The sequence below is a fragment of the Mesomycoplasma ovipneumoniae genome (assembly GCF_038095975.1).
Taxonomy (GTDB): Bacteria; Bacillota_I; Bacilli_A; order Mycoplasmatales; family Metamycoplasmataceae; genus Mesomycoplasma; species Mesomycoplasma ovipneumoniae_C.
In genome coordinates this window covers 537,704-563,988 of the sequence record NZ_CP146003.1, presented here as the reverse complement: position 1 = coordinate 563,988, position 26,285 = coordinate 537,704, and the positions used below count along the sequence as shown (strand labels likewise).

Below are 26,285 nucleotides of genomic sequence, written 5' to 3'. Positions count from 1 at the left end.
ATTATTTTGATATAATTAAGTTATAAAATTATCAAAAGGAATTAGTGACATATGGAAACTAAAAAATTGCAAAAATACGATGTAATTATTATTGGTGCTGGGATAATCGGCACAAATATTGCTTATGAATTGAGTAAATTTAAACTAAAAATTGCAATACTTGAGGCAAAAAAATACGTTGCATCAGAAACAACAACAGGAAATTCAGGAATAATTCACTGTGGTTTTGACCCAAAACCGCATAAATTAAAAGCAAAATTAAATGTTTTAGGACATAAATTGTGAATTGAAAACATATTTCCAAAAGTAAATTTTCCTCGTCAACAAGCAAAAAGCATTGTTCTTGCCTTTGATTCAGAAGAAGAAAAAATTATTCATGATCTTTATGAGCGCGGAATTATCAACGGACTTAGTCAATCACATTTAAGAGTTTTATCAAAAAAAGAGCTGGAAACTCAACATCCTTTAGTTTCAAAACAAGCATCTTTAGCCCTTGAGTGTGATAATTCTTGAGTTATTGATCCGGTCAAATCTAGTCTTGCTTTTTTAGAAATTGCCCTTAAAAATGGTGTTGATTCTTATACTAATACAAAAGTTGTTTCAATTTCAAAAAATGACCAACAGTTATTTGAAATTGAAACAAATAATGATGAAAATAAAATTTTTCAAACTAAAATTATTATTAACGCCGCCGGTCATTATGCTGATGAAATTGGAAAATTAGCCGGATTTTCCGAATTTAGTCAAAAACAAAGAAGAGGTCAATATTTAATTCTTAAAAATCACCCTGATGTAAAAGATGTTTATTTTCTAGTGCCTCAAAAATATGGAAAAGGTGTGATTGTCGCGCCTCGTCCTGATGGTAATATTTTAGTTGGACCAACAGCCGAAGAAAACATCGATAAATCAAAGGTAAATTGTCTTGACTTTAGTCTTGTTGAGCAAATTCAAAAAATTGGTCATAAAATTATTCCAACCTTAGATTATCAGGAAACAATTTTTGCACTTGCAGGCTCAAGACCGATTGAAATTCAGGATAGTGATTTTGTTATTCGACCTTCTTATAAAGATCCTAATTTTATTTTTGCCGCCGGAATGCAGTCGCCAGGTTTATCAGCAGCCCCTGCAATTGCTTTAGAAATTGTAAAATTAGTTGAAAATCAAATAAACTTAATAAAAAAGTAATTTTAGATCAATCTAGCGAATATTTATCACGAGTTTCCCAATTTGATAGATAATCTTAAAAAAGTGTCCGGTTTAAACTAGGCAAAAAAATTAACACTAAGGTGTTGGCTTTTTTGTCCGAGTTTAAGGAGAAAGCTAGCAATCAAAGTGTTAGCTTTTTTAAATTTTCAAATGCAACAAAAAGGAGAATACTAATGTCAAGACACTTTAAAAAAGACGAGTTTGATATGATTTATAAAATTTACAATGAATTTGGATTAAAACAAACAATAAATTATATTAATGATATTTCGCCAGATACAAATTTTATAACCAGAAGTCAACTACTTCGAAGAATCAAAAAAATTATTAGATATTATAATAATGGTATGCAAGATCAATTATTAGATAAAAAAGGTGCAAACAGAAAGCCAGGGAGTGGCAGACCTAAAAAATCAATTGAACCTGATTCAAACGAATTTACAAAAGAAGAATTAATAGAAATAGCTAAGAAATATTACGAAATCAATAAAGATAAAGCAAAATCAGCAAAACTTAGTGAAGCCAAAACACTAAATATTCCCTACAGCAAATCTGCAAAAATTTTTAATGTATGCAGACAAGCAGTGGCAAAATCTAAAACTAGAGTTATAAAAGTAAAGGAGCACAAAAATGACGCAATAATTAAAAAATCCTTTCTTGATAACGAAGGTAGATATGGTCGCTTAAGGTTGAGTGCTTATATTTCTATGAAATATAATATTTACATTCACCCTCGAACTCTTGGAAGACATTTAAAAAGATTGAATTTAGTATGTAAAATTAGAAAATAATGAAGAAAGAGCGAAATTAAGAACACAAAATTCGCACTGCCGGATATTATTAAGCGCGACTACAATGATAAATTAAATAGAAATATTTTTGCTACTGATGTTACATATATAAAAGCTCCCAGAGATGTTAAGGATAGCCATGTATTTTTGCCTGTAATAATTGAGCATAAAACTAAAAACATCAGAGATTTTAAATTATCTGTAAACAATGATCTTCATTTAGTTATGGATAATATAAAGACATTTAGGTCTATTGATAAAGATTTTGTTATTCATTCAGACCATGGATTTCAATACACTTCAAAAATCTATATTGACAAAATAAATAAAATGGGAGGAACTGTTTCGTTGTCTCGTGCAGGAAATTCATTAGATAATAGGGAGCCTGAATACTGATTTTCAATTATAAAAAGCGAATGCTTAAACGAGTTAGACTACAGTAAAATAACTTTAGAAGATCTGAAAAAAATAATTGCAGATTATATATTTTGATACAAGAACTATAGAATTCAATCAATTTTAAATTGAAAAATACCACAGCAATATGCTATGATGTTAAAATAATATTAGACTGTTTTTTTTTTTTTTTGTCCTAGTTTAGTTTTGGGCAGTTTTTTAACTTTTTTAGCAAAAGTTAATTACCTATTTTAAAACACTGGCAAAAATCAATTTATGGATAAAACAACAAAAATCATAAAAAAATACAACTACTATTTAAACTCAATGTAAATAGAGAACTCATTTTTACTTACATTGAGCCTAAAAAAATATATGAAGTTTTGAAAGAACAATAAACAAAAGCCATAAATTTATAGATTTCTAAACGGTTAAATTTAAGGCATTCCATCATATTTAAAAATATAATGGAAAATTCGCGCTATCAGAGCACATTAGACAAAAAACATAATTAACTCCTCCTTAATTCAATATCAAAATTTATCAATTCTTCTTAGTGACTATATTATAACTTATTTTTATTTTTGACCAAGCATAAATTGGTAGAAAAATCTCAGACAATTAGTTTTTTACCTATGATTTTGATTACACCACTTTTGTTAATTTTTTCTAGCATGTTCATTTTAAAAATTTGGGCAAATAATTTACCTCATATAATAGCTTGGAGTTTTATATGATAAACAACTTTGAGGCCTTTGATCGTTATACCAATCAATAAATTCACTTATTTTTTGATAAGCAATAGCCACATTTTCAAAATTTTGGCCCTCAATATTAATCAATTCGCGTTGAAAAACGGCATAAAAATATTCAATAGGTCGGTTTGCAAGAGCATTTCCTTTTGGTGACATTGATTGTTGGATATTGTTTTGTCTTAAAAAATTAGCAAATTTGTAGTTCGCATATTCCACGCCATGATCTGAATGGAAAAATTTTGGTTTAATATTATACTTTTTGATTGTTTCTTTTACTAAGTTTATAGTTTCTTCTGAAAATCTTGTTTTAGAAATCGAAAAATTGAGCAAGTAATTGGATTTTGTTTCAATAATTGAGTGTAGGTAAAATCATTCGTTGTTAATTTTGATAAATTTAATATCAGCAAACCATTTTTCACCAAAATTTTCTGAGCTAAATTCACCTTTGATATGATCTTCAGTCCAAATTCGCGTAAACTTTTTCTCTTTTGGCGCTGGTTTTCCTTGCCTTTTATAAGCAATTGATTTTAATCCTAAAAATTCGTAGTGTTTTTGAAACATGTACGTGCTTACATAATTTCCCTGATTTATGTAAATATTATATAGGATGTCTCGGCCTTTTACCTTTCGATTCAAATTGAAATTTTCACGAATTCACTCAAGTAACTTTTCATCATAAATCATTTTCTTTGGTGGTTTTTTCACCCTTATTTTCTCATAAATCGAACTGCGATTAACGTTAAAAACACTACAAATTCTAGTGGAATTTTCGATTTTGTTTTTATCTTTTTCTTGCTCTTGTTTTCGTTTTTTGACTTCCTCAAGAACAATTGCGGGGTCAATCCCGTATCTTCTAAGAACATTCTCCATTATTTCTTGATAAATTTCACGATCATTTTCAGAAAGATCATTAATTGTATATTTCTTTTTTGGTTTACGCGGAGATTTGATTTTTCCACGAGTGCTTATTAGACTTTTCATATCATTATTATAAAACTTTTTTTGCCAATTTCTTATCAAATTATTAGCATATATATGCAACATTCATTCTTTATGTGCTTTTTTACTTTTTGATTTGCTTTTGTAAATTTCTCTAAATTCTTCAGCAAAATGCAAAATTGCATTTTTTAACCCTTTAGATTCGGCAATTTTGATATATTTAAATTTGTCTTCAATTGTGAATTTGTATTGTTTCATTTTGACACACCTTTTTTTGAATGTGCCTGAAATTAATATACTAATTTAATTTTTGACCAAGCATTTTTTTTTTTTTTTTGCAAAAGCTTATTCAAAATAATAAAAATTAAGATTTCTGCCTCAAAAACACGGATTTACCGGTATTTTTGCACATTTATATTAACGGTGAATCTTTGCCATCAAACTGGCAAACTCAAGAAAATCAAATAAACTTGATAAAAAAGTAATTTTAAAGCAACCCACCTAATATTTATAATACTTTTCTAAATTAAAAAAGATGCAATAAATTACTGCATCTTTTTTAATTTTTTCAGAACATTGGCAACATTTTTGTCAATGTTTGGCGGGTAAATTATTTTCACTTTTCTTAGATCAATTCCTACAAAAGCATTTTCAGAAAATTTTTCAAGACTCTGTGGTATTTGAATAATTGAAAGCGAACTTAGAGAATTAAATGTAAAATCAGGAATTTCTTTTGTGCCTTGGCTAATTTCAATTTCAGTGATTTTTGGATTATTTGCAAATGTATGTGGATCTAATTTAACGTTTTTAGCAGTAATAATTTTGCCTTTATAATTTTTAGGTATAAAAATAATTTTGCTTAAATCGTTGTTGTATAAAATTCCGCCATAGTCTCTAAAATAGTAATTTCCTGGTTCAACAGTGATTTTTTCTAAATTTTTTGCATTTAAAGAAAATTTGTAATCCTCGATTTCTTGGACTGTTTTTGGCAAAACAAATGAAGAAAAGTCGTATTTTTCAGGCATTATAATTAATTTTGTCAAGTTTTTATTATATAAAACGCCGTTTTTTGATGCAAAATAAGGGTTTTGGGGATCAACTTCAATACTTTTAACACTAAAAGTTCCACTTTGATAATCGATCCGCGAAACATTTGGACCAATGTATAATTTACTTGCTTTTTTTAGAAAATCATTAGAAATTCCGACTACTTTAGACTTATTTTTAATTTGAAAGGCAGGCTTAGCATCGCTAGTATTAGCAGAAACAAGCGAAACACCTAAATTATACTCATAAGTCTGACCATTTTCTGAATAAAATGAGTCAAGAATTTTGAAGGTTTTATGATCTTTTGCAAATTCAGCATCATTTCTTCTGAATTGTCCTCAAGTTGGGTCTGAGTGAAAAAATTCTTTGGCTTTTGTATCAAAAACTAAATTTCACTGGTGTGGACCAAATTTTGATCAACCAATGACAATTGAATTTTTAATGCCAATTGAATCAAGCATCGCCTTATATAAATTAGAATAACCACCACAAACAGCGTATAATTCTTCTAAAACAGCAGAAGGTTCAACTGCGGGAATCCGACTTAGATTTCAAGCATATTTTACATTTTTAACTATTCAGTCAAAAATAATTTTTATTTTTTCTTCATCAGTTTTTGCCTTAGATTCATCGATTAATTTTTTAGTAAAATCAGCAACTTTTTTGCGATTTTGTTCGTTATAGCCTTGATATTCAAAATTTCTTACATCTTTTGGATCAATTAAATTCATAAAACTTTTGGCAGAATTATTGGAATTTAAATTACCTTGATAATCTTGGTATTTTTCAATCCCTAAAGGATAAGAATTTTCGTCTTTTTCTTTTGGTTTTTCATCTTGAATTTTTGGCTCAATTATTTCTGAAAAATCAGTTGAATTTTTATAATTAGTTTTAACTTCATCAAAAATTTTTGTTAGTTTTTCGATGCTATTTTTGAAAAAGGATTGATTTTGATTTTTTTGGTCACGGATTTTTTCATATTCAACCTCGTCAATTACTTGATTTAATTTATCCCTGAAAAATTCGTGTTTTAGCTCTTTTAATTCAATGTTAATAAAATTCTTGACATCATTTTCTAATTGCAAATATTTTTGCGAATAATTTACAAAAACAGCCACTTCTGGCTGCTTTTTAGTGATAATTTCAGTTTTATTATTATTTTTTAGACTTAAAAGTTGCTGTTGTTGCTGGTTTTGGTTTTTGTTTAGGTTAAAATTTTTTAAAATTTGTTTTTTGACTGTTTTTGTTTTTATATTAGGTTTTGGAATTGAAACTAGATTTGACTTTTGATCAATTTTTTGTTCAAAATTGTTTTCTTGGCTAATTTGGGTTTCTGAATTATTTACCAAATCGTCGGTTTTTTCAGTTGTTAGAGTTTCTTTTTGAATAAACTTATTCTCTTGATGTTGAGTTTTGGCACTTTCATCTTTTTTGTTTTGCAACTCAATTCGTGATGTTGCAAGCCCACAAGAAGTTAAAAACAAACTCCCTGAACTTATTAACAGTAAAAACAACGATTTTCTAAGTTTTTTCATAATGACCCTAACTAAAATATTAACTATAAATTATAGCAAATTGGCTAAAAATTTCCAAGAAAGAAATCAAAAACTTAGTAAAACAGGCAAATTAAATCGCAAAACCTAGTAAAACTGCGGCTAAACTAGGAGCAATAATTGGATTTCATGAATAATCAAATCCGTAAATTTCTTTTCAATTATTAACATTTAAGAAATTATTATGTTTTTTTAAGACAAATGAAGTAAGGAAAAAGATAAATCTTGGACCAAAATCACGCGCGGGATTTATAGCATAACCAGTTGAAGAACCAAGTGATAGTCCAATTGAAAGCACGATTAGCGCAACAATTACTGGTCCCATTGTTTGAAATGACTTATCCAAAAAGGCAATTGTGGCAAGTAAGACAATAGTTCCGATAAATTCGTATAAAAAGTTGCTTACATAAGATTTTTTAAATGCCGGTCCGGTGTGGTGACAAGAGGCAATAACTTCTGCTTTTGTTTCTTTAATATGACTTCAGTTAATCGTATTTAGAATTATCTGGCCAAAAATTGCCCCTAATATTTGCAAAGGAATAAGTGCTAAAAGTTTGGCATTTTTTGTGCTGATAGCAGAAAAAATTGAGACTGCAGGATTTAAATGGGCAACAGAAATATTACCGGCTATTCCGTTAGCAACCATAATTCCTAAAAGCACACCAAGAGCTCAACCAAGGGCAATAACAATCCATTTTCCTGATTGATTTGCAAACATTTTTGTTGCACTTACAGAATAATTAACGCCATTTCCTAGCAAAATTAGCGTTGCCGTTCCCAGAAATTCAGATAAATAAATGATATTTTCCATGTAAAATTTCCTTTTATTTTATGTCTTTTACTCAGTTTAGAGTTTTTTTAACAGCAAGATCTCAGTTTGCAACTAGTTTTTGAACCTGATTTTGGTCAAGTTGTGGCTTAAATGTTTTGTCAATTTGTGAAATTTGTTTTAATTCGTCAATTGATTTTCAGAATTTTGCATGTAATCCCGCAAGAAAAGCCGCTCCCATTGCTGTTGTTTCGGTGTTTTTTGGCCTTGAGATCTCAAGCTCAGAAATTGAAGATTGGAATTGCATTAAAAAGTCACTTTTAGAAACACCACCATCAACTTTCATTAGTGTAATTTCTTGACCTAAGTCAGATTTCATCGCTTTAATTAAATCATTTGACTGAAAAGCAATTGACTCAAGGGCAGCTTTAATAATATGTTCTTTTCTTGTTCCTCTTTCAAGACCAAAAATTGCGCCCCGAGAATAAGAATCTCAATAAGGAGCTCCAAGTCCGGTAAAAGATGGAACTAAAATTGTCCGGTGGTCATCTTTATCAGTTTTAGAAATAAAATAATCAGTATCAGCGGCATTTTCGATTATTCCAAGTCCATCACGAAGTCACTGAATTGTTGCACCAGCAATAAAAACTGAACCCTCAAGGGCATATTCAACAGGACTATCGCCAATTTGTCAGGCAATTGTTGTTAAAAGATTGTTTTTTGATTTTACAATTTTTTGGCCTGTATTTGCTAAGGTAAAACATCCTGTTCCATAGGTATTTTTTACCATTCCAACTTCAGTGCAAAGCTGACCAAATAAAGCAGATTGTTGGTCACCAATAACTCCATAAATTGGCACTTTTCCTTTCGCATTAATTGATCAAAAACTTGGTTCAACGATTCCATAATCGGCCGCAGAAGGTAAAACTTTTGGCAAAATTTCGACTGGTATTTCTAATAAATCAAGTATTTTTTGGTCTCATTTTTTCTCTTTGATATCAAACATCATTGTTCTTGATGCATTTGAGACATCGGTAGCATGAGTTTTTCCTTGAGTTAATTTCCAAACAAGTCAAGTGTCAATTGTTCCGGCAAGAAGATTTCCTTGTGCCAAAACATCTTTGGCTTTTTGGACATTTTTTAAAATTCAACGTATTTTAGTTGCACTAAAATACGGATTAATTAAAAGTCCAGTTTTTTCTTTAATATAATCTTGGTGTCCTTGTGAAATTAGTTCATCACAAAAGTCACTTGTGCGGCGATCTTGCCAAACGATTGCATTATAAACCGGCTCACCGGTTGTTTTGTCTCACAAAACCACAGTTTCACGTTGATTTGTGACTCCAAGGGCGATAAAATCATTTGATTTTAAATTTGCACGCGTTTTAGCGGTTTGCATTGTGTAAAGTTGAGTGTTCCAAATTTCATTTGCATCATGTTCAACTCAACCTGATTGTGGATAATATTGCTGAAATTCCTTTTGAGAAAGCGAAATTACATCGCCATTTTTATCAAAAACCAAGCTTCGACATGAAGTTGTTCCTGAATCAAGTGTCATTATATATTTTTGATTGATGGTGTTGTCCATTTTTTAGCCCCCTTTTTGGTATTTTTTTAATTTAATTATACCATTTAGATAAGATTTTTTTATTTATAAAAATGTAAAATCTTATAATAAATTTTAATTTTGTCTAAGTTTTGGAAAAAATTAAAAATTAGATAACAAAATTACATTTTTTGCAAAAATTTTTTCTTGACAGTGTTTTTAAATTCAAGGTAATTTTTTAATTAAGACATTAACTTTTATTTAAAAATAGTTAAATTTATATTGTTTAAACTAGATTTGATGAATTTGTAGTAAAATATTTAAATTATTTTTTCTTTTAATTTAAGGATATACAATGTTAAAAAAAATATGTTCCCCACAAATTAGATTTAAACAATTTGACTCAGCATGACTAACAAAAAAAGTAGGGGACTTATTTTTAATAAATCGAAGCGGTAATTTAACCAAAAAATATTTTCGCCCGTTTGTTTCAACAAAATATATCTATCCAGTTTATTCTTCACAAATAGAAAATAACGGAATTTTGGGCTACTATAAAGATTTTTTGACTGAAAATGCAATAACATGGACAGCAAGTGGTAATGCTGGAATTGTCAATTTTCGAAAAGAAAAATTTTTTGCAACCGCTGACTGCGGAATTTTAATTTCAAAAAAGTACAAAGCAAATGAATTTTTTGCAATTGCAATCGGCAACAACACTCGCGATCATATTACCCAAGGGCCAATTCCACATTTAATTAGTTCAGAAATGGCCAAAGTTGAGCTAAAATTTACCCCTGATATCAGCGAGCAGAGAAAAATTTCACAACTTTTTGAAACTTTTGAAAATTTAGCTAATAAACTTGAAGAAAAAATCCACTTCCTGAAAAATCTTAAAAATGATTTCAGTAATAAAATGTTTGCTAATTTAAATTCAGATTTTCCTTCAATTAGATTCAAAGGTTTCAAATCAGCCTGAATTACTGATCAAGTTAAAAATTTATTCGAGATTTCCCGAGGGCAAACACTAAGCAAAAACCAAATAAAAACTAGACCTGTAGAGAGAGAGAGAGAGAGAGAGAGAGAGAGAGAGAGAGAGGCTACATCTACCCGGTTTATTCATCACAAACAAAAAATCAAGGAATATTTGGGTATTACAACGAATATTTGGCGCAAAAAAGAATAATTTTTTCAACTCACGGAAATCCTGGATCGGCTAAATTTATTGAAGAAAAATTTTTTGCAACCTCTAATTGTGGAATCTTGACTTCAAAAAAATATCCTGAAAGTACACTTTTTGCAATTCAGTTCGAAAAAAATTCCAAAAAATTTATTTCTCAAAGCACAATCCCGCATTTAATTAGCTCAAATGTACTCAAAATTGAGCTAAAATTCACCCCAGATGTTGCTGAACAACAAAAAATTTCGCAACTTTTTGAGACTTTTGACTCACTAATTCTCGCTTATGAGCAAAAAGTTAAATATTTAAAAAATTTAAAAAATAGTTTTATAACTAAAATGTTTATATAAAAAAAATGCTTTCTGTTAAAAATGCTTAAATTTCCCGAGTTTCCCGGTTTAATAAGATAATCTTAAAAAAGTATCCTGGTTTAGTTTTGGTCACTTTTTAAGATTTTTGACAAAAGTTAATTACCTATTTTAAAACACACTGGAAAAAATCAATTTAGGACAAAACAACAAAAATCATAAAAAAATACAACTACTATTTAAACTCAATGCAAATAGAAAACTCGTTTTTATTTAAATTGAGCCTAAAAAAACATATGAAGTTTTGAAAGAACAATAACTAAAAGCCCTAAATTTATAGATTTCTAAACGGTTAAATTTAAGGCATTCCATCATATTTAAAAATACAATGGATAATTCGCACTAACTGATTTTTTTATACAAAAAACATCCTTGATTCCTCCCTAATTCAATATCAAAATTTATTAATTTATTCTTAGTACAGTTAATTATAGCATAATTTTATTTTAGACCAAACATTTTTTTTTTTTTTTTGTAAAAGGTTAAATTTACAATAATAAAAATTAAGATTTTATCGTCAAAAACACGGATTTACCGGCATTTTTGCGTATTTATATTCGCTAAAAATTGAATTTTACCATCAAGCTGGGAAACTGGGGAGTTGAATATTTAAAAAATTTAAAAACAAGTTTTATCACTAAAATGTTTATATAAAAAAATTTTGCTTTTTGTTAAAAATCCTTAAATTTAATTAGAAAATGAATTTTTTGAAAAAAATTTTGTTTTTTCATGCTATTTTTTGTTAAATTTTTTAAATGATTATGCTATAATTTAGATTAGGTAAACAGAGGTGTCCGTTTTGGGCTGAGAAAAACTCTTAAAAGTTGATCTAGGTAATACTAGCGTAACGAGTTTGTCCTTTTTCTTTAAAAGCAAATGCTAAAATCGTCATAAAACACCTTGTTTACTAAAACACAAAAGGAAAATTGTTTATAATGACGAAAAAAAATAAATTTCACTCTAAAAAAAGAAATTTTTTAAAAAAATTATCTTTTCTTTCTTCTTTTTTAACAGTACCATTAGTGATTTCTGCATGTACCCATGGTGCAGATCAAAATCCTGAGCAACTAGCTCAAACAAATCCAGAGCAAATAGCTCAAACATGAGATACAAAAGTCAACCTTGGTTTAAGTCAAAGTTGATTTCAACTTAAAACTAAAGAAGAACCTGATCGTGTTAATAATTTTCTTACCAATTTAACAGAAGAATTTAAGAAACTAAAAGAGGCAAATCCACTAACTAAAGACTTGCCTGATGTAACTTTTCATTTTGTTGGAAATGATGATGCAAAAGCAAAACTTTCGCTATTAAAATCATCAAATAACTCAGAAAATGCGCTTGATTTTGCAATTGCAGATGCAACTACAACTATCGAGGATGACCAAGACAAACAACTTTATAATGGTCTACAAACTTTAACATGAGCATTTAAAAATAGCCCTGAATCGGCGGTTTTTTACACCAATGGAACAGAAAATGACCCATTATATAAAGGTGCAAAAGAATTAAATGAACTATTTAATAAAACCCCTTATAATGAATGGTCAAGTGACCCAAATGATGCGCAAAAATGAGACAAAATTGCCTATCGATTTTTATATGATGATTCAAACCCACGAAAAATAATTTCATATTACCGTGGTATGATTATGATTTATGGCGATGAAAAAACAAGAGCTGAAATTAAAAAAAGTTGACATGATAAAGACTGACCTAAATTCAGAAATTATGGAATAATTCATGGAAAACTAACTTCTGCTGGAAAATTTAAAATGCAGAATTTTATTCTAAAAAAACATTTTGGTTCAAGTTTTAGTTCAGCTAGTTTAAATGAAGATCGGCTAGGACATTCAGATAGATATATTCAAGGACGCGGCTATACAATTGGGCAAGATCCAAAGTTTAGAATCGCTTTTGATGATGAGGCTTCTTTTGCTTGAACTGAAAATAAAAAAGATTCAAAACAATATACTTCAAGCGAAACAGACTCTAAACCAGACTCTAAAGTTGAAATTTTTATGCTAACAAACCCTGCTTCATACGACATTGGTTCATACCGCCCAACTTTTAATAAACTTCAAGCTGATTTAATTTCTCAAGCTTTTGTTAACATGGCAAAAAACGGAAAAGATGAATATGGTCCAAACGTTGGGTACAATGGTTATCGAAAAATAAATCAACAGGACCCTGAATTCCGTAAGATTTATGACCAATCAAAATCAAACTAAAAATTGTCTAATTTTTGAAAATTTTTCATTTAGACATGACAAAAACGGAAAAAATTTAATAAATCCCCTTAATTTTAAGTTATGTAATACAGAACTTTTATTTGTAATTGGTCCAAGTGGGCAAGGTAAGTCTTCATTTTTTTTGTCAATTTTACAAAATATTTTTGTTTCAGGCAAGCTAATTTGGCAAGAACAAAATTTATTAGAACAAAACAAAAAAAATAAAAAAAATTTTTTAAAAACAGTTGGATATCTTACCCAAACACCAACTTCAATAAATTTTCAAAGTGTTTATTTAAATTTAGCAAAAAATTTACCTAAGTATAAAAATATTTTTTATAGTTTATTTGCGATTCCAACCAAAAGCCAACGAGAACAAATAATTAAAATTATGAGTCAACTTGGTTTGGAAGAAAAAATTTACTCTATTTTTCAGGACTTATCTGGAGGTCAGCAACAGCGAGTTGAAATTGCAAAGCTCATGTTACACCACCCAAAAATAATTCTTGCTGATGAGCCAACTTCGGCTCTTGATCCAAAAACAGCTGCAAAAATTATTGATTTAATTATTAATTTTGGAAAATTAAATAATTCAATCACAATTATTATTTCTCATAATATTAATTTAGTGAAAAAATATGATGGCAGAATTTTACTAATAAACAATGGAAACGCTAACTTTTATAATTCATTTTCAGATATTGACCAAGAACAAATAGATTCAATATTTGGTAAGGATGACAATGAAGATGACAATCATTAGCGCATTTAAAAACAAGCCTTACCAAAGATTTAAAAAAACAAAAGTTTTTTTCACATTTGTTTTTTTAGTTTTGTTTATTGTATCTTTTTACTCAATTTTTTCCGAAATTAATTTTAATGGTTGGAACCTTTTTAAAAAAAATTTAACTGACTTGTTTGCTTTTTCAAACAAACACCCTTATTATAGTGATTCAGTTTTTTCTTTAAGTATGAGATTTTTATGAATCACAATTAAATACACATTTCTTGGCACTTTTATTGGTGCAACTCTTGCTTTTTTTTCAGCGCTTTTTAGCTCGCAATTTATTAAAAATAAATATTTAAAAAGCATAATTTGATGAATTATTATAATTCTTAAATCCTTTCCAATTCCGTTTATAATTGATCCTTTACAACTTATTTTTGCTCCAAAATTAGCGGCAATTTTAATTGTGACTTGATTTTCTTGAATTTGGTTACATCGGTATTTTTATTCTTTTTTAAATTCGCTTGATTTAAGTGGGTATCAAAAAGCGATAATTAAAGGGAAAAATCGCTTTTTTGCATTTAAAAATGAAATTTTACCTTTTGTAATTAATAAATTTTTTGGCCTATTTTTATTCAGTTTTGAAGCAAATATTCGCTGAACAACGATTATTTCAGCAACTGGTGTTATTGGGATTGGAATTTTAATTAATGATGGAGTTCAAAATCCTGCATTAGGTTGAAAAATTGTTGGAATTCCTCTTGCAGTTTTATTAGTTTTTGCTACTTTTTTGGAATTTTTAATAATTTTCTTTAATAAATTTATATTACACAAAAAATCTGTTAATGTAAACCAAAAAAATAAATATATTTTATGGTTAAAAGTAAATTACAATTGAATTTTACGGATTTTTTTTGGATTTATTATATTGGCCTTATTCATTATTAGCATTTTAGATATCGAATCATGAAATGTTAATCGCCATCAAATTAATCGTTTTTTTGGATCACTTTTTGTTATTGACTGAAGTGTTTTTCTGCAAGGAAAATTAGACAATCCAATTTACATGGTTTGAAATCTTTTAGCTCAAGTTATTGTCTGTCTTGCAATTATTGCCGTAGTTTCAATTTTATGACTACTGGCTGCAAATGAAAAATTAAACCATTGAATTAAATGATCATTCTTTAAATTCTTGCTTAATTTTTTTAGAATAATCCCGTCAATTGTTATTTTTTATCTTTTCCTTAGCTTCGCTGTTCAACCAATTTTATGAGTGACATTTCTTGTTGGAATTAAAAACGGACTTGGAATGGCAAAAAAACTAAACGAAACTCTTAATTCAATCGACTGGCAAAAATACAAATTGCTAAGACTTCGGCAATGAAGTAAATTTAAGACAATAACTCACTATATTTTCCCGTTAATTTATAAGGAATATTTTAAATATTTATCGGTTCAAATTTCAGATTCAATTCATGATTTGCTTCTTTATGGAATTTTTGGCGGATCCTTATTGGGGCAAAAGCTCTCAACCCTTTCCCAGACAGGTATTGCCGGTGATAGAACTGCATTTTTTACTTTTTCATGAGTAGCATGGTTTTTAATTTTATCTATCGAAATTGTTATTATATCTATTCAAAACAATTATTTTAAAAAAATACTCGCGATTATGGTCAAATTGAAAAATATGATTTTTAATGTTACCGCAAAAAAATATTTATTATAACTTTTATCCTTGAAGTTAAATTTCTCCCGAGTTTCCCAGTTTGATGAGCTAATCTTAAAAAGTGTCCGTTTTGGGCGCTTTTAACTTTTTTGGCAAAAGTTAATTACCTATTTTAAGACACTGGCAAAAATCAATTTATGATTAAAATTAGAAACCATAAAAAAAATACAACTACTATTTAAACTCAATGCAAAAAGAAAACTCGTTTTTATTTGCACCGAGCCTAAAAAAAACATATGAAGTTTTGAAAGAACAATAACCAAAAGCCCTAAATTTATATAGATTTCTAAACGGTTAAATTTAAGGCATTCCATCATATTTACAAATATAATGGAAAATTCGCATTTTCTGATTTTTTATGACAAAAGCATAACTCATTCCCCTTAATTCAATATCAAAATTTATTAATCATTCTTAAGTGAAATTTATTATAACATATTTTTTTTCTTAGACCAAGCATTTTTTTTTTTTTTTTTTGCAAAAGGTTAATTTCAAAATAATAAAGATTAAGATTTTAGGTCAAAAAACACGGATTTACCGGTATTTTCAGTATTTATATTCACTAAAAAGTGAATTTTTGCCATCAAACTGGAAAATCAGGATATTTATTATAACCTTTATCCTTAAAATTAAATTTCTTTTAGCAATATAAATGCAAACATGAAAAACAAATATTTTTTCATGTTTTTTTTCTTTTTTAGGCAAAAACTAGATAAAAAATTAAACTAAGTACATGAAAAAAATACAGGTTATCAGTTTAATTGTTTTGGCTGGATCTCTTGCTGGATTCTCATTTTTGGCATACAAACTTCAATCTCATGCCATGCCAAAGAAACAGATTTCTGTAACAATTTTACATGGAGTTCGCAATCCTGGTACAAAATTTTTCAATTATGGAACAAAATGAGGACAAATTTTTGCCGATTTTGATGTAATTCGCGGATATGACACTAGCCAATATGAGTCCGAACTAGAAGTTACAAGTGACCAAAAAATTTCCTTAAAACCTGCAGAAAAAAAATCAACATTAAACAAAATCACCCTAAAAGCATTAGAAAAAATTATCACTAACAAAAAAATAGCAACAAAATTACATGCTTTTTTAAAAGAATCAAAAAATAAACAAACAACTTGAAAAGAAATTGAATGAGCTTTGCATCTTGATTCGGCAACTTTAAAAATTCTTCAAGAAAATTTTATTCTTGACTAGCCATTTTTTTAAGTTGTATTTTTACAATTTTATTAGTGGATAATTTTAGAATTGCCTGAGTTGTGTTATTATTTTTATCAGTTTCATTTTTAATTTTTGTTGGTGAATTTAAAAAAATTATTTTTTTGCTGTTATTATTGTTATTTTTTTTAGTATCTTATTGACTAATGTTTCCAAAAATCGCAAATTCAAGCGTTAGTTTTGAAAGTAAAGTTGTTGATAAAGTTAGTTTTGGAAATTTTGTAAAATTTGAGAGTGACAAAATTTTTATCCGGGGCAATCAATACGAAATTGGAACACTATTAAAACTGAGCGGAAAACTTGTCAGACCTAAAAACACATCAGATTTTGACTTTGTTTCGTACTTGAAGTCTAAAGGTTCGTTTTTAGTTTTAGAAGATGCAAAAATTACTTTTTTAGAAGAAAGCAATACTATTTTTGCAAAAGTTAGAAAATTTTTCTCAATTCAAGAAAATTATTCCAAAAAGTTAATTCCGATGATTTTTATTGCTGAAGCTCCGGCAGATGCTAGTGAATTTCGAAAAATATTAGTAAATCTTGGAGTCTACCAAATTTTTGTCATTTCAGGATTTCATATTAACCTTTTTAAACAATTATTTTTTTGATTTTCCAAAACGTTGAAAATACGGCAATTTATATACAAACCTTTGTTTTTCTGTTTTTTGATTTTTCAACTATTTTTGTTCAATTTTTCAATTTCATTCTTAAGAGGACTTTTATTCTGAGGTCTGATTGAAATTAATAAGTTATTTTTGAATAAAAAATTTAATAAAATAGAACTTCTATCAATAAGCGGAATTTTAATTTTATCTATAAATCCTTTAATTTTTTACTCATTAGGATTTGTTTTGACATTTGCAATCAGTTTTATAATAACAATAATAAATCAAATAAATTTTCCAAAAAATTGGCACAAAGTTGTTATTAATTTCTTATTTATAAATTTTTTTAGCAGTATTTTTTCAACTTTTTTAAATTCGTATTACAACTTTATGGCTCCACTAAATACGATTGTTTTTACCGGTTTTTTTACTTTTTTATACGCAATTTTGCTTATATTCATTTTTAATCCGCAAATTATTGAGTGAATTAGCAAGTTTTTTATCCAAACTGTTGGCTATATCCAGGAATTTCAAATTTTAACTTTAAATATTCAATCCAGTTTAGCTTTTTTAATTATTTCATGTATAATTTCATTAGTATGTTTTTCATCATTGGAAGCGACAATTTCCTTGTCCAAGAAAAAATTTCTAGACTCCCAGAAATTAAAAACTCATTATTAATAAATTTTTTTGTAAATGATTCAGTAGATTTTATACAGGAAAACCTTGAAGGTTCATCACTTTTTGACGAAAAAAAAGTATTAATTTTTAATAATTTTTTGCTTTTTTCAAAAAATGAAAAATTAAACAACCTATTAGCTTCTAAAATTATAAAGACAAAACACACAATCATATTTAAATATGTTTTTGATGAAAATTTAACCAATTTTGCTCTCAAAAATTCATGAATTTATAAGCATTTTACTCCTCAGGCCACTAAAATAATTGAAGTCCAGCAAATTACAAAACAAAACGTTGGTCAATTTATTGCTCAAATGGTCAAAAAATTTAATGTTGAATTAGAAACAACCAAAATTTTTCAGCTTGAATCAGTCTTGCCTCTAAATGGTTGAATTATTTATAATGAAATTGCAAAGCTAAAAACTCTAAATAAACCTATAAATTCAGCAATAATTCGCCAATATATAAGCGATTATTCATCATATTCTACTTGAGGCTTTATTGAATCTTTTGTTGATTTTGATTTAGTAAAAGTTCTAAAATTTTACCGGCAAAAATTATTAGAAGGGCACACAATTGGCTTGTTATTAGGACAAATTAACTCAAAATTATTGCTTAGTTTTATAGTTTTTTTACATAAAAAAGCAGGTAAAAAAGATTCTTACATCACTAAGAGTCTTAATATTTCTGATTTCCAACTTAAAAAAGCAGTCGAACTATATAATAAAAATGGAATTAAAAAAATTGAAAAATTAATAATTAATCTTGCAAAATTAGATACAGAAATCAAAACTTCGCAAATTAATAACAAAATAGCCTTTGAATTATACTTGCTCCAAGCCTTAAGATAGTCGATTTAATAGCCAAAATTGCAAAAAAGGTGGGTTTTTAAATAAATTGTTAGTTAAGAAAGCATTAAAAATAAATTTTAAAAATCCAGAGTTCCCCAGTTTGATGAGATAATCTTAAAAAAAGCGTCTTTTTGGGCGCTTTTTGAACTTTTTTGGCAAAAATTAATTACCTATTTTAAAACACAGCAAAAATCAATTTATCGATAAAACAACAAAAATCATAAAAAAATACAACTGCTATTTAAACTCAATGCAAATAAAAGACTCGTTTTTACTTACATTGAGCCTAAAAAAATATATGAAGTTTTGAAAGAACAATAACCAAAAGCCTTAAATTTGTAGATTTCTAAACGGTTAAATTCAAGGCATACCATCATATTTAAAAATATAATGGATAATTCGCGCTATCTAATTTTATTAGACAAAAAACATAATTAATTCCCCCTTAATTCTAAAATCCAAATTTATTAATTATTCTTAAGTGAGATTTATTATAACATAATTTTTTCTTAGACCAAACATTTTTTTTTTTTTTTTGCAAAGGGTTAAATTTACATCAATAAAAATTAAGAGTTTAGGTCAAAAAGCACCGATTTACAGGTATTTTTGAATATTTTATATTCGCTAAAAAGTGAATTTTTGTAATCAAACTGACAAACTCAGGCCATTAAAAATAAATTTTAAAATTTTTTTCTTTTTGAAAACTTTGTGCTATAATAATGGCAAATTTAAAATCATCTCAAAAAATTTACCGTTTGTTTTTATTAACATGTTTTAATTCAAACAATTTATTTTTTGAGGTGATTTTTTATTTTTAAAAACAAAAAACAAAAAAAAGATGGATCAAAAAACTATGAAAAAACTAGCAAAACCAATTTTATTCTCACCGGTTCTTATCTCGGGATTGGCCTTAGTATCCTGTACATTAGGCACTACGAATGCTAAGGAATTTAAATTTGACGGAAATAATGACGGGCAGCTTCAATTTGTAACAAGTTGAAATGAAAAACAGCCAAGATTTCAAGCCTTAGAACAAGTTGTTAAACTTTGAAATGAAAAACCTGAAGTTAAAGATCAAAATAATCGCGAGTATTTGCCAATTAAATTAACTCCAAATTATGACAAAGATTACACCGTAATGGCTGCTAAATTCGAGCAAATTTTTTCTGCCAATGATAAAAATCAAACCCTAAATCTTGTAATAAATTATCCAGCTGTTGCGGCAAGTGCGGCTAAACATAAAATGCTTTTAGATCTAAACAAATTCCCAGATTTAGCCCAGGCTATAAAAGATACTTATCATCCAAAATTTCTCGAATCTAATACTCAAATAGCAACTCTTGATGAAAAAGGAATTTATACAATTCCATTTGTTAAATCTTCGCAGACTTTAGTTATAGACGGACCTGTTATGGCCTGAATTATTGAAAATGCAAAGAAAAATGGTGCTAAAATTGCAGATTCTCCGGAAGATAAACGTTTTTTTGAGCAGTTTTCTTTGCCAGACTCAGACATGGAACATATTAAAAAGCTCTGAGCACCGCGAAGTTTTGACGATAAAAATCCTAATCCTTGACAGAATTTTGAACTTTCCCACGAGACATTCAAATATTATGATAAAGTTTTTGATTTTTCCAAAAGAATTAAACAAGGATTTGTATTAAAACCAGCTGACATTAGCACAGGAGATTTTCCTTTTGGGACTGATGACATTGAAAATTTAGCTTTTGCCAAAATTTTTGGCTCCGCTGGCGGGGATTATTCTAAGTTTATGTTTGAGGTAACAAGGGAAAAATCAAAAGAATTAGAACGAGTTAGTTTTGATAAATTATTTAACAAAAATTCGCAAAGTTATCAAAATACAAAGAAAAATTATGAACAAATTTTAGATCTTTTTAAATCAGATGCGATTTTTTATCCAGGAAGGTTTTCCCAAGAAAGTTTTGCCAACAATTTGATGAATAATCACCAACTTGCCATGGCAATTTCCTCAACAAGTAATTATCAACGCCGGTTTGTAAAGTCAAATTCTAATTTTGTTTTCCAAGTAAATGGCAAAACTGAAAAAATTCCATTTTCTTCAAAAATCCAAGCATACCAAATTCGTGAGCTAGGTACAGGCCAAAAAGATTCCCAAAAAGCAATTTATGAACTAAAAAATGTCTTAACAAGTCAAATTAGCCAGTTAATAAATGAGACTAAAAGTTCAACTTATGCTGATTCAAATGTTTATTTAGATCCTAAAGACACTAGTCAAGCTAAAAAAGTAAAGGAATTTGTTGATGCTAATGCAAAAGATTCTCGTCAATCTTACTTAGTTTTTGGTGAAGATTTTTCTAAGTTTTACCAAGAAAAAATTAAAAATACTGACTCAGAAATAATTAATCTTACAAATAAAAATGATAAAAACGACATTTTTTTACTAAAAAATGCCAGTGTTGAAAATCCAGGTGGGGATAAACACTTAAACCAAAATGAAGTTGTTTTCCTCCAAGAGCCAATTAAAAATTCAAGCAGTGATTCAAAAAGCATTTATACTTACCAAGGTCCAGATTTAATCGCTTTTCACTCAAATGCCGAAGAAGATATTGCAACAAAAAATTTCCTAAAATGAATGCTAACTCACAAACAAGACTTTACATACCAAGGCCAATCTGGAGAGGCAAAATATCATGGTAGTCCGAGTGAATATGTTGCATTTCGTGGAAATTATCTAGCACCGACAAAACAAGTTTTTGGCCAAAATTTGTCTAATACTGAACAATTTCAGCAAAATAATTCTTTTAGAGCCGCATTTAAAAATTTTAAAACCGTTAATGATGACCCGCAGCACAACTCATTTTATATGGACCCAGTTGACTCAAGAAGTGCGCTAATCCGTCTTGAGGTAAAATCAACCCTAAACCAAATGGGTCGTCTTGTTGCTGATGGATCCCAAGATCAGGCAAGTTTTGAGAAATTTTTAACAGCGCTGAAGACAAAATTAAATTCAGCAAGCGTGAGTTAATTTTGGGTAAAAGCTTAACTTTTTTAAATTAAAGTTTAATTAATTTGAAAAAAATTCAACAAATTTAAGAAAAAAACGTAATTTTTGTTAATTTTTTCTAAAAAGTTATATAATAATCTCAAATGTTAAGCACAACTGGAAATTATTTATTGTTAGTTGGTCTAAATTGTTAAAGTTTTGACTAAGTAAATTAAGATAATTTATTGTTGTGCTTTTTTATTTTAAAAACTAACAGGAGAACAATTTGGAACAATAAAATTAAAAAATTAAAGTCACTTTTAAAAAATAAATAAACACTAATTACAGATACTGCAAATCTTCTTATTAAAAAAGAAATTTAACAACAATGGAAAAAATCAACAAATTTAAGTCAATATTTTTAAAAACAGCAATTAGCTTAGGGCCGGTTTCTTCTTTGGCTATTTTGACATCCTGTTTTTCAAATGCAAATCACACTGAATTAAAATCACAAAAAGACAATCCACTTCATTTTGAAACCGAAAATGACAATACAATCGATTTTCGCGTAATTTTTGGACTTACAGATCCCCGAACTCAAGCTCTAAAAGCAATTTTTGAAAAATGAAACCAAAAATCCGAAGTTAAAGACAAACAGGCAGGATTTTTACCGGCAAAATTAGAAAATATCGCGGCAAATTACATCGATGATCAAACTAATTTAACAACATTTTTACAAGTTAAAGATACAAAAAAACTGCCAAATTTAACACTAAATTACCCAGCTCTGGCAGCTAGTTTGAACAAACACGGTATGATTTTGGATCTAAATTCCCAAAGCGATTTAGCCCAGACTATTAAAAATAGTTATGATGAAAGATTTCTGGTAGAAACAAAAAATGTACCTGGAATTGACCAAAATACACTAGCTTTTTTACCAATACTAAAAACTTCAAAGGCGCTTTTGCTCGACAAACCAGTTTTATCATACATACTAGAATCAGCAAAAACAAGTCCTAATTTTAAAATTAGCGAATCTGACAAAACACGAGTTGAAAATCTAGATCCAAAAAAAACTGATCTTGAATACATCAAAAAAGTCTGAGGAGAGTACAAAAGTTTTCCTTTAGATCAAGGCGGTTTTGATGGCTATACTTTTAGTTTTGAAAAATTCAATAATTACAAAGACCTTATTGATTTTTTAAGTCGAGTTAGAAAATCGTTCCCTGATGCCGAAAAAGGTAGTCAAACTGAAAAAGTTAACTTTTTACTCGGACTAAATGACACAGCCGCACTGTTCTTTTTTGTAGCATTTGCCCAGGCAGATGGTGAGTATGAAAAGTCAAGTTATTTTAAAAATCTTGATGGTGCCTCGCTCAACTATACAAATCTTTTTGACGAATCAAGCACAAATCACCAAAATACAAAAAAAGCCTATGAAATATTGTCAGATTTAGTAAAAAATAAATTACTAGGTCCAACAAGCGGCAGAACTAAAGCTAGCGAATTTTTAAAAAATCACCAATTAGTTTTTGCAATTACTTCAACAAGTGATTATTCGCGTAACTTTGAAAAACAAGGACAAAATTTTTTACGTCTAAAAGTTAATAAAAAAACTTTTGACTACCCGGTTGGCTCAAAATCTAAAATTTGAAAAATAGTAAGTGAAGAAAATATGCCTTCAAATGCAATTGCAAAAGTTCACCAAATTTTAGATAATTCGACCGGTTATGTTTATGAATCAGATGCATTTTCTGTCAAAGAAAATGAAATTTCTTTAAGCAAAACTGATGACAAAGATTTAATTGAAAAAATAAAAAATGCTATAAAATCAAAGACTAATTTAAACAGTTTTAATTTTTTAGCAATTGATTCTGATTTTGACAAGTGAGTTGCTGATAAAACAAAAGAAGATTCAAACACCTCTTCACTTTATGTTGAATCAACAAAAAACAAAGTTAAACTCTTTAATCAACCTGAAAATGCCTTTATTTTTTCAAAATCACACCAAAAACTTAATGAAGACGAGTTAGAATTTCTCAACGAACCTTCAAAAACACAGGAATCAAATAAATTTAATATCGTTACGTCCCAAGGCCCATCTTTGATCGGATTTTACAATAATGAAGTTGAAAATGAAGCCACACTTAACTTTGTTAAATGATTTATTTCGGAAAAAATTGAATTTGACGGGCCAAATAACAAAAAAATGACTGTAACTCCGAGCGATTTTTTAGCATTTTCAGCTTCAAACATAAATCCAACTAAGGCAAATTTGGAATCAAATTTTGATCAAAATCCAGCTTTTGCAAAAAATAATGCTTTCAAAGTTGCTTATGAACAATTCCAAAATCAGCTGAAAAACCCTGAAAAATATAGAGTTTTTACCGAACCTGCCGGGATTGACTCAAATACTTTCCGAAAAGCAACTCTAGGAAGTGTTTCTCAACTTTACAATCAGTTTTTAGCCAACCCGAATTTAAATCTTGAGTTTAATACTTTTCTTAGAATTCTAAAGGAGAATATTGGGGCATCAGTTAAATTAAAAACAGAAAAAAATACACAAAAATAAAATACTAAGGAGAAAAAAATGAACACACATAGTAAAAAAGGTACAAAATTAAGGCATAAAAATAACATAGCAAAGAAAATTAGTCGGATTTTCTTATCTTCTTTATCAGTTTTAACACCAATTGGAATTATGGCTTCTTGTGGTGTTGTGTCCGGTTCAAATGGAGTTAGAGGATTTACATTCGACACTCCTGAAGATGGTAAGTTAGTTTTTGGTCACAATTTTTCTTCAAGTGGAAATGAAATTAAAGCATTAAATAAAATTATCGAACTTTGAAATACAACCCAAAAAGATAAACCTGATTTTGTAGAAATGAAAGAGCAATCCTTTCAAGGGGGGTATTCAGGGGCATCTAATTCAATTGACACTTTTTTAAACACAAAAGATCGACTTAAATTACCTAATATTGTTACAAATTATTCATCTTTATTGGCAATTGTAAATAAATATTCAATGACATTTCCGATTGTTACTGATTTAAAATCAGATCAAGATCCAACTGATGAAAATGAAAAAATTACTAAAAAATTCCTAAAAGAGCAAGGAATTGAGGACTTTTTGCAAATTAACTCAGAAATTCCGTTTCTTGACGAAAAAGGAGTCTACACTCTTCCATTTGGAAAATCTTCTGAAGGTTTATATGTAAATAAAGTTTTATTTGGCTGAATTATTGACCAAGCCACAAAAGACTCAACTAATCCAGCAAAAATTAAACCTGAAGACAAAGCTTTTTTTGAAGAATTTACTAAATTAGCTGCTGAAAAAACTAAAGATGTTGCTGAAATTCAAAAACTTTGAAAAGAATATGCGTCAACCCCAGATGGACTTTCTGGTTATGAGTTTAAAAAATCTGACATTGAAAACTTTAGTGATTTACAGAAATTATCTTCAAGAATTGTCAAAGCTTTTCCAAAAGCACTTGAAGGCTCAAGTCTAACCGCGGCAAAATCAGTTTTAGGGATTGACAATGCAGCTACTTTAATTTATGGGCTTTCACGTTCTTTGTCAGAAAATGATAAATCTAAAGAAGTTACCGTTTTAAATCGAAAAGAAAATCTTATTAGTTATACATCATTTTTCAAAAAACCTGAATCAGATAGATACAAAAATTTAAAACAAGTTTATGACCTGATTACCAAAGGAATGGCTGATAAGTCAATTTATTTTACAACTCCTGGTGAATATAATTCAACTTATTTCCGTAATCATCAACAACTTTTTTCAATTGGATCAACAGCTGGATTTCACCATAATTATATAAGAGCAAACGACAAAAATTACAAAGTAAGTTTTACTCACGAAAATGTTGAACATATTTACAGCCCAAATGCAAGATTTTCAGCAGTAATTAAGGAATCAGATTTAGCAGACATCTCAAAAGAAATTAAGGTTAAGGCGCTTAATGGTAAAGACACCGTTAAAATTAAGCAATCAATTTTAGCTGAAATTAAAAGTCTTCTAGAAAAAAACCCGAAAAAAGAGTTGTTTTATTTTACTGACCGAGATGAGGTTCCTTCTGGAATCATTGAAGGATCATACAAAGTTCTTGATAAAGAAGAAAAATTTAAGCCAATTGTAATTACCGGGTACAATGGCGTTGAAATAACAGAAGCCTCAAGTTCGCTTAACGAAGATGAAATGGATATTTTAGCAGCACCGCACAAATTTGACAATAATTCAAAAATTACTGCCGTTGCTGCCCAAGGCCCTGATTTAATTTTTATTCACGCAAATGAAAAAGAAGACCGTGCTGTTAAGGCTTTTGTAAATTGAATCCTAACTGAAAAAGTTGACTTTGGGGACAAATTCGGAAAAATAACTCCTGTTGAGTATTTTTCAAAAGCAACTTCATATTTATTAACGCTAAAATCAACGCTAAGTCCAGATGTTTCTAAACCAAAAAACAAAGGTCAAAAGTTAGCGCTCGAGCAATTTAGTCGCTTTAATAACGAACAAGCTAAAGCTAAATATTCACTTGTTTATGATAATGCTGATGCTAGATCCTCTAAATTTCGTTCAAATTTAGACTCAACCGTTGCGCAAATGCAATCACTTAAGGCATCCAATGGTACTGTTCCTAATTTTGAAAGTTTTTTAAACTCTTTGAGCCAAAATTTAGGACCTGAATTTGGAAGAGAAAAAAATTAATCTA

General features: G+C 28.5%; 18 protein-coding genes and 1 riboswitch. Of the genes, 14 read left to right on the top strand and 4 right to left on the bottom strand.

Features of this window, described 5'->3' with window-relative positions:
• Positions 1-51: 51 nt before the first annotated feature.
• From glpO to V3255_RS02020, 3 genes are all read left to right on the top strand, one after another.
• Positions 52-1,185 carry a type 2 glycerol-3-phosphate oxidase gene (gene glpO / locus V3255_RS02030; RefSeq protein WP_333503829.1) on the top strand — a complete coding sequence of 378 codons (1,134 nt, stop codon included), beginning with the start codon at positions 52-54 and terminating at the stop codon, positions 1,183-1,185.
• Positions 1,186-1,379: 194 nt separating this feature from the next.
• Positions 1,380-1,997, top strand: coding sequence for a hypothetical protein (locus V3255_RS02025; protein ID WP_333503828.1), 618 nt, complete (start codon positions 1,380-1,382; stop codon positions 1,995-1,997).
• Between the two features lie 147 nt (positions 1,998-2,144).
• The gene (locus V3255_RS02020) at positions 2,145-2,561 is read left to right on the top strand and encodes an IS3 family transposase (RefSeq protein WP_337903076.1); all 417 of its coding nucleotides are present in this window, start codon (positions 2,145-2,147) and stop codon (positions 2,559-2,561) included.
• Positions 2,562-3,097: 536 nt separating this feature from the next.
• Here V3255_RS02020 and V3255_RS02015 read toward each other — a convergent pair.
• The 4 genes from V3255_RS02015 to glpK form a co-directional block, all read right to left on the bottom strand.
• A complete protein-coding gene (locus tag V3255_RS02015; protein ID WP_333503503.1) occupies positions 3,098-4,345 on the bottom strand; it encodes an IS3 family transposase in 1,248 nt (415 codons plus the stop codon).
• 287 nt (positions 4,346-4,632) lie between these two features.
• A complete protein-coding gene (locus V3255_RS02010) occupies positions 4,633-6,669 on the bottom strand; it encodes a leucine-rich repeat protein (RefSeq protein ID WP_337898735.1) in 2,037 nt (678 codons plus the stop codon).
• 91 nt (positions 6,670-6,760) lie between these two features.
• A complete protein-coding gene (locus V3255_RS02005) occupies positions 6,761-7,498 on the bottom strand; it encodes an MIP/aquaporin family protein (protein ID WP_337904832.1) in 738 nt (245 codons plus the stop codon).
• Between the two features lie 13 nt (positions 7,499-7,511).
• Complete coding sequence (gene glpK, locus V3255_RS02000) at positions 7,512-9,044, bottom strand: glycerol kinase GlpK (RefSeq protein ID WP_333503856.1); 1,533 nt, start codon at positions 9,042-9,044, stop codon at positions 7,512-7,514.
• Between the two features lie 313 nt (positions 9,045-9,357).
• On the opposite strand from glpK, the gene V3255_RS01995 reads away from it, so the two are divergent.
• From V3255_RS01995 to V3255_RS01945, 11 genes are all read left to right on the top strand, one after another.
• Positions 9,358-10,188: a restriction endonuclease subunit S gene (locus tag V3255_RS01995; RefSeq protein WP_341515987.1), complete on the top strand. Its 831-nt coding sequence runs from the start codon at positions 9,358-9,360 to the stop codon at positions 10,186-10,188.
• Positions 10,107-10,532, top strand: a complete 426-nt coding sequence (locus tag V3255_RS01990; protein WP_337903120.1) for a restriction endonuclease subunit S — start codon at positions 10,107-10,109, stop codon at positions 10,530-10,532. The genes V3255_RS01995 and V3255_RS01990 overlap by 82 nt, the downstream gene beginning before the upstream one ends.
• A gap of 794 nt (positions 10,533-11,326) precedes the next feature.
• Positions 11,327-11,418: riboswitch (TPP riboswitch) on the top strand.
• Between the two features lie 67 nt (positions 11,419-11,485).
• Positions 11,486-12,778: an ABC transporter thiamine pyrophosphate-binding lipoprotein p37/Cypl gene (cypl, locus tag V3255_RS01985; protein WP_333503858.1), complete on the top strand. Its 1,293-nt coding sequence runs from the start codon at positions 11,486-11,488 to the stop codon at positions 12,776-12,778.
• Positions 12,756-13,541 (top strand): ATP-binding cassette domain-containing protein, encoded by a 786-nt coding sequence (locus V3255_RS01980; protein ID WP_277446959.1) that lies wholly within the window; start codon positions 12,756-12,758, stop codon positions 13,539-13,541. The genes cypl and V3255_RS01980 overlap by 23 nt, the downstream gene beginning before the upstream one ends.
• Positions 13,522-15,231: an ABC transporter permease subunit gene (locus V3255_RS01975; RefSeq protein WP_333503859.1), complete on the top strand. Its 1,710-nt coding sequence runs from the start codon at positions 13,522-13,524 to the stop codon at positions 15,229-15,231. Before V3255_RS01980 ends, V3255_RS01975 begins: the two co-directional genes overlap by 20 nt.
• A gap of 733 nt (positions 15,232-15,964) precedes the next feature.
• Positions 15,965-16,441 carry an MAG0490 family ComEA-like DNA-binding protein gene (locus V3255_RS01970; protein WP_333503860.1) on the top strand — a complete coding sequence of 159 codons (477 nt, stop codon included), beginning with the start codon at positions 15,965-15,967 and terminating at the stop codon, positions 16,439-16,441.
• 167 nt (positions 16,442-16,608) lie between these two features.
• Positions 16,609-17,745, top strand: coding sequence for a ComEC/Rec2 family competence protein (locus V3255_RS01965; RefSeq protein ID WP_337892310.1), 1,137 nt, complete (start codon positions 16,609-16,611; stop codon positions 17,743-17,745).
• Entirely contained in the window at positions 17,664-18,596 is a 933-nt protein-coding gene (gene holA, locus V3255_RS01960) for a DNA polymerase III subunit delta (RefSeq protein WP_341516205.1), read from the top strand. The genes V3255_RS01965 and holA overlap by 82 nt, the downstream gene beginning before the upstream one ends.
• 853 nt (positions 18,597-19,449) lie before the next feature.
• A complete protein-coding gene (locus tag V3255_RS01955; protein WP_337898737.1) occupies positions 19,450-21,603 on the top strand; it encodes a P68 family surface lipoprotein in 2,154 nt (717 codons plus the stop codon).
• Between the two features lie 346 nt (positions 21,604-21,949).
• Positions 21,950-24,133 carry a P68 family surface lipoprotein gene (locus V3255_RS01950; protein ID WP_333503864.1) on the top strand — a complete coding sequence of 728 codons (2,184 nt, stop codon included), beginning with the start codon at positions 21,950-21,952 and terminating at the stop codon, positions 24,131-24,133.
• A gap of 18 nt (positions 24,134-24,151) precedes the next feature.
• A complete protein-coding gene (locus tag V3255_RS01945) occupies positions 24,152-26,281 on the top strand; it encodes a P68 family surface lipoprotein (RefSeq protein WP_341516204.1) in 2,130 nt (709 codons plus the stop codon).
• Positions 26,282-26,285: the final 4 nt, after the last annotated feature.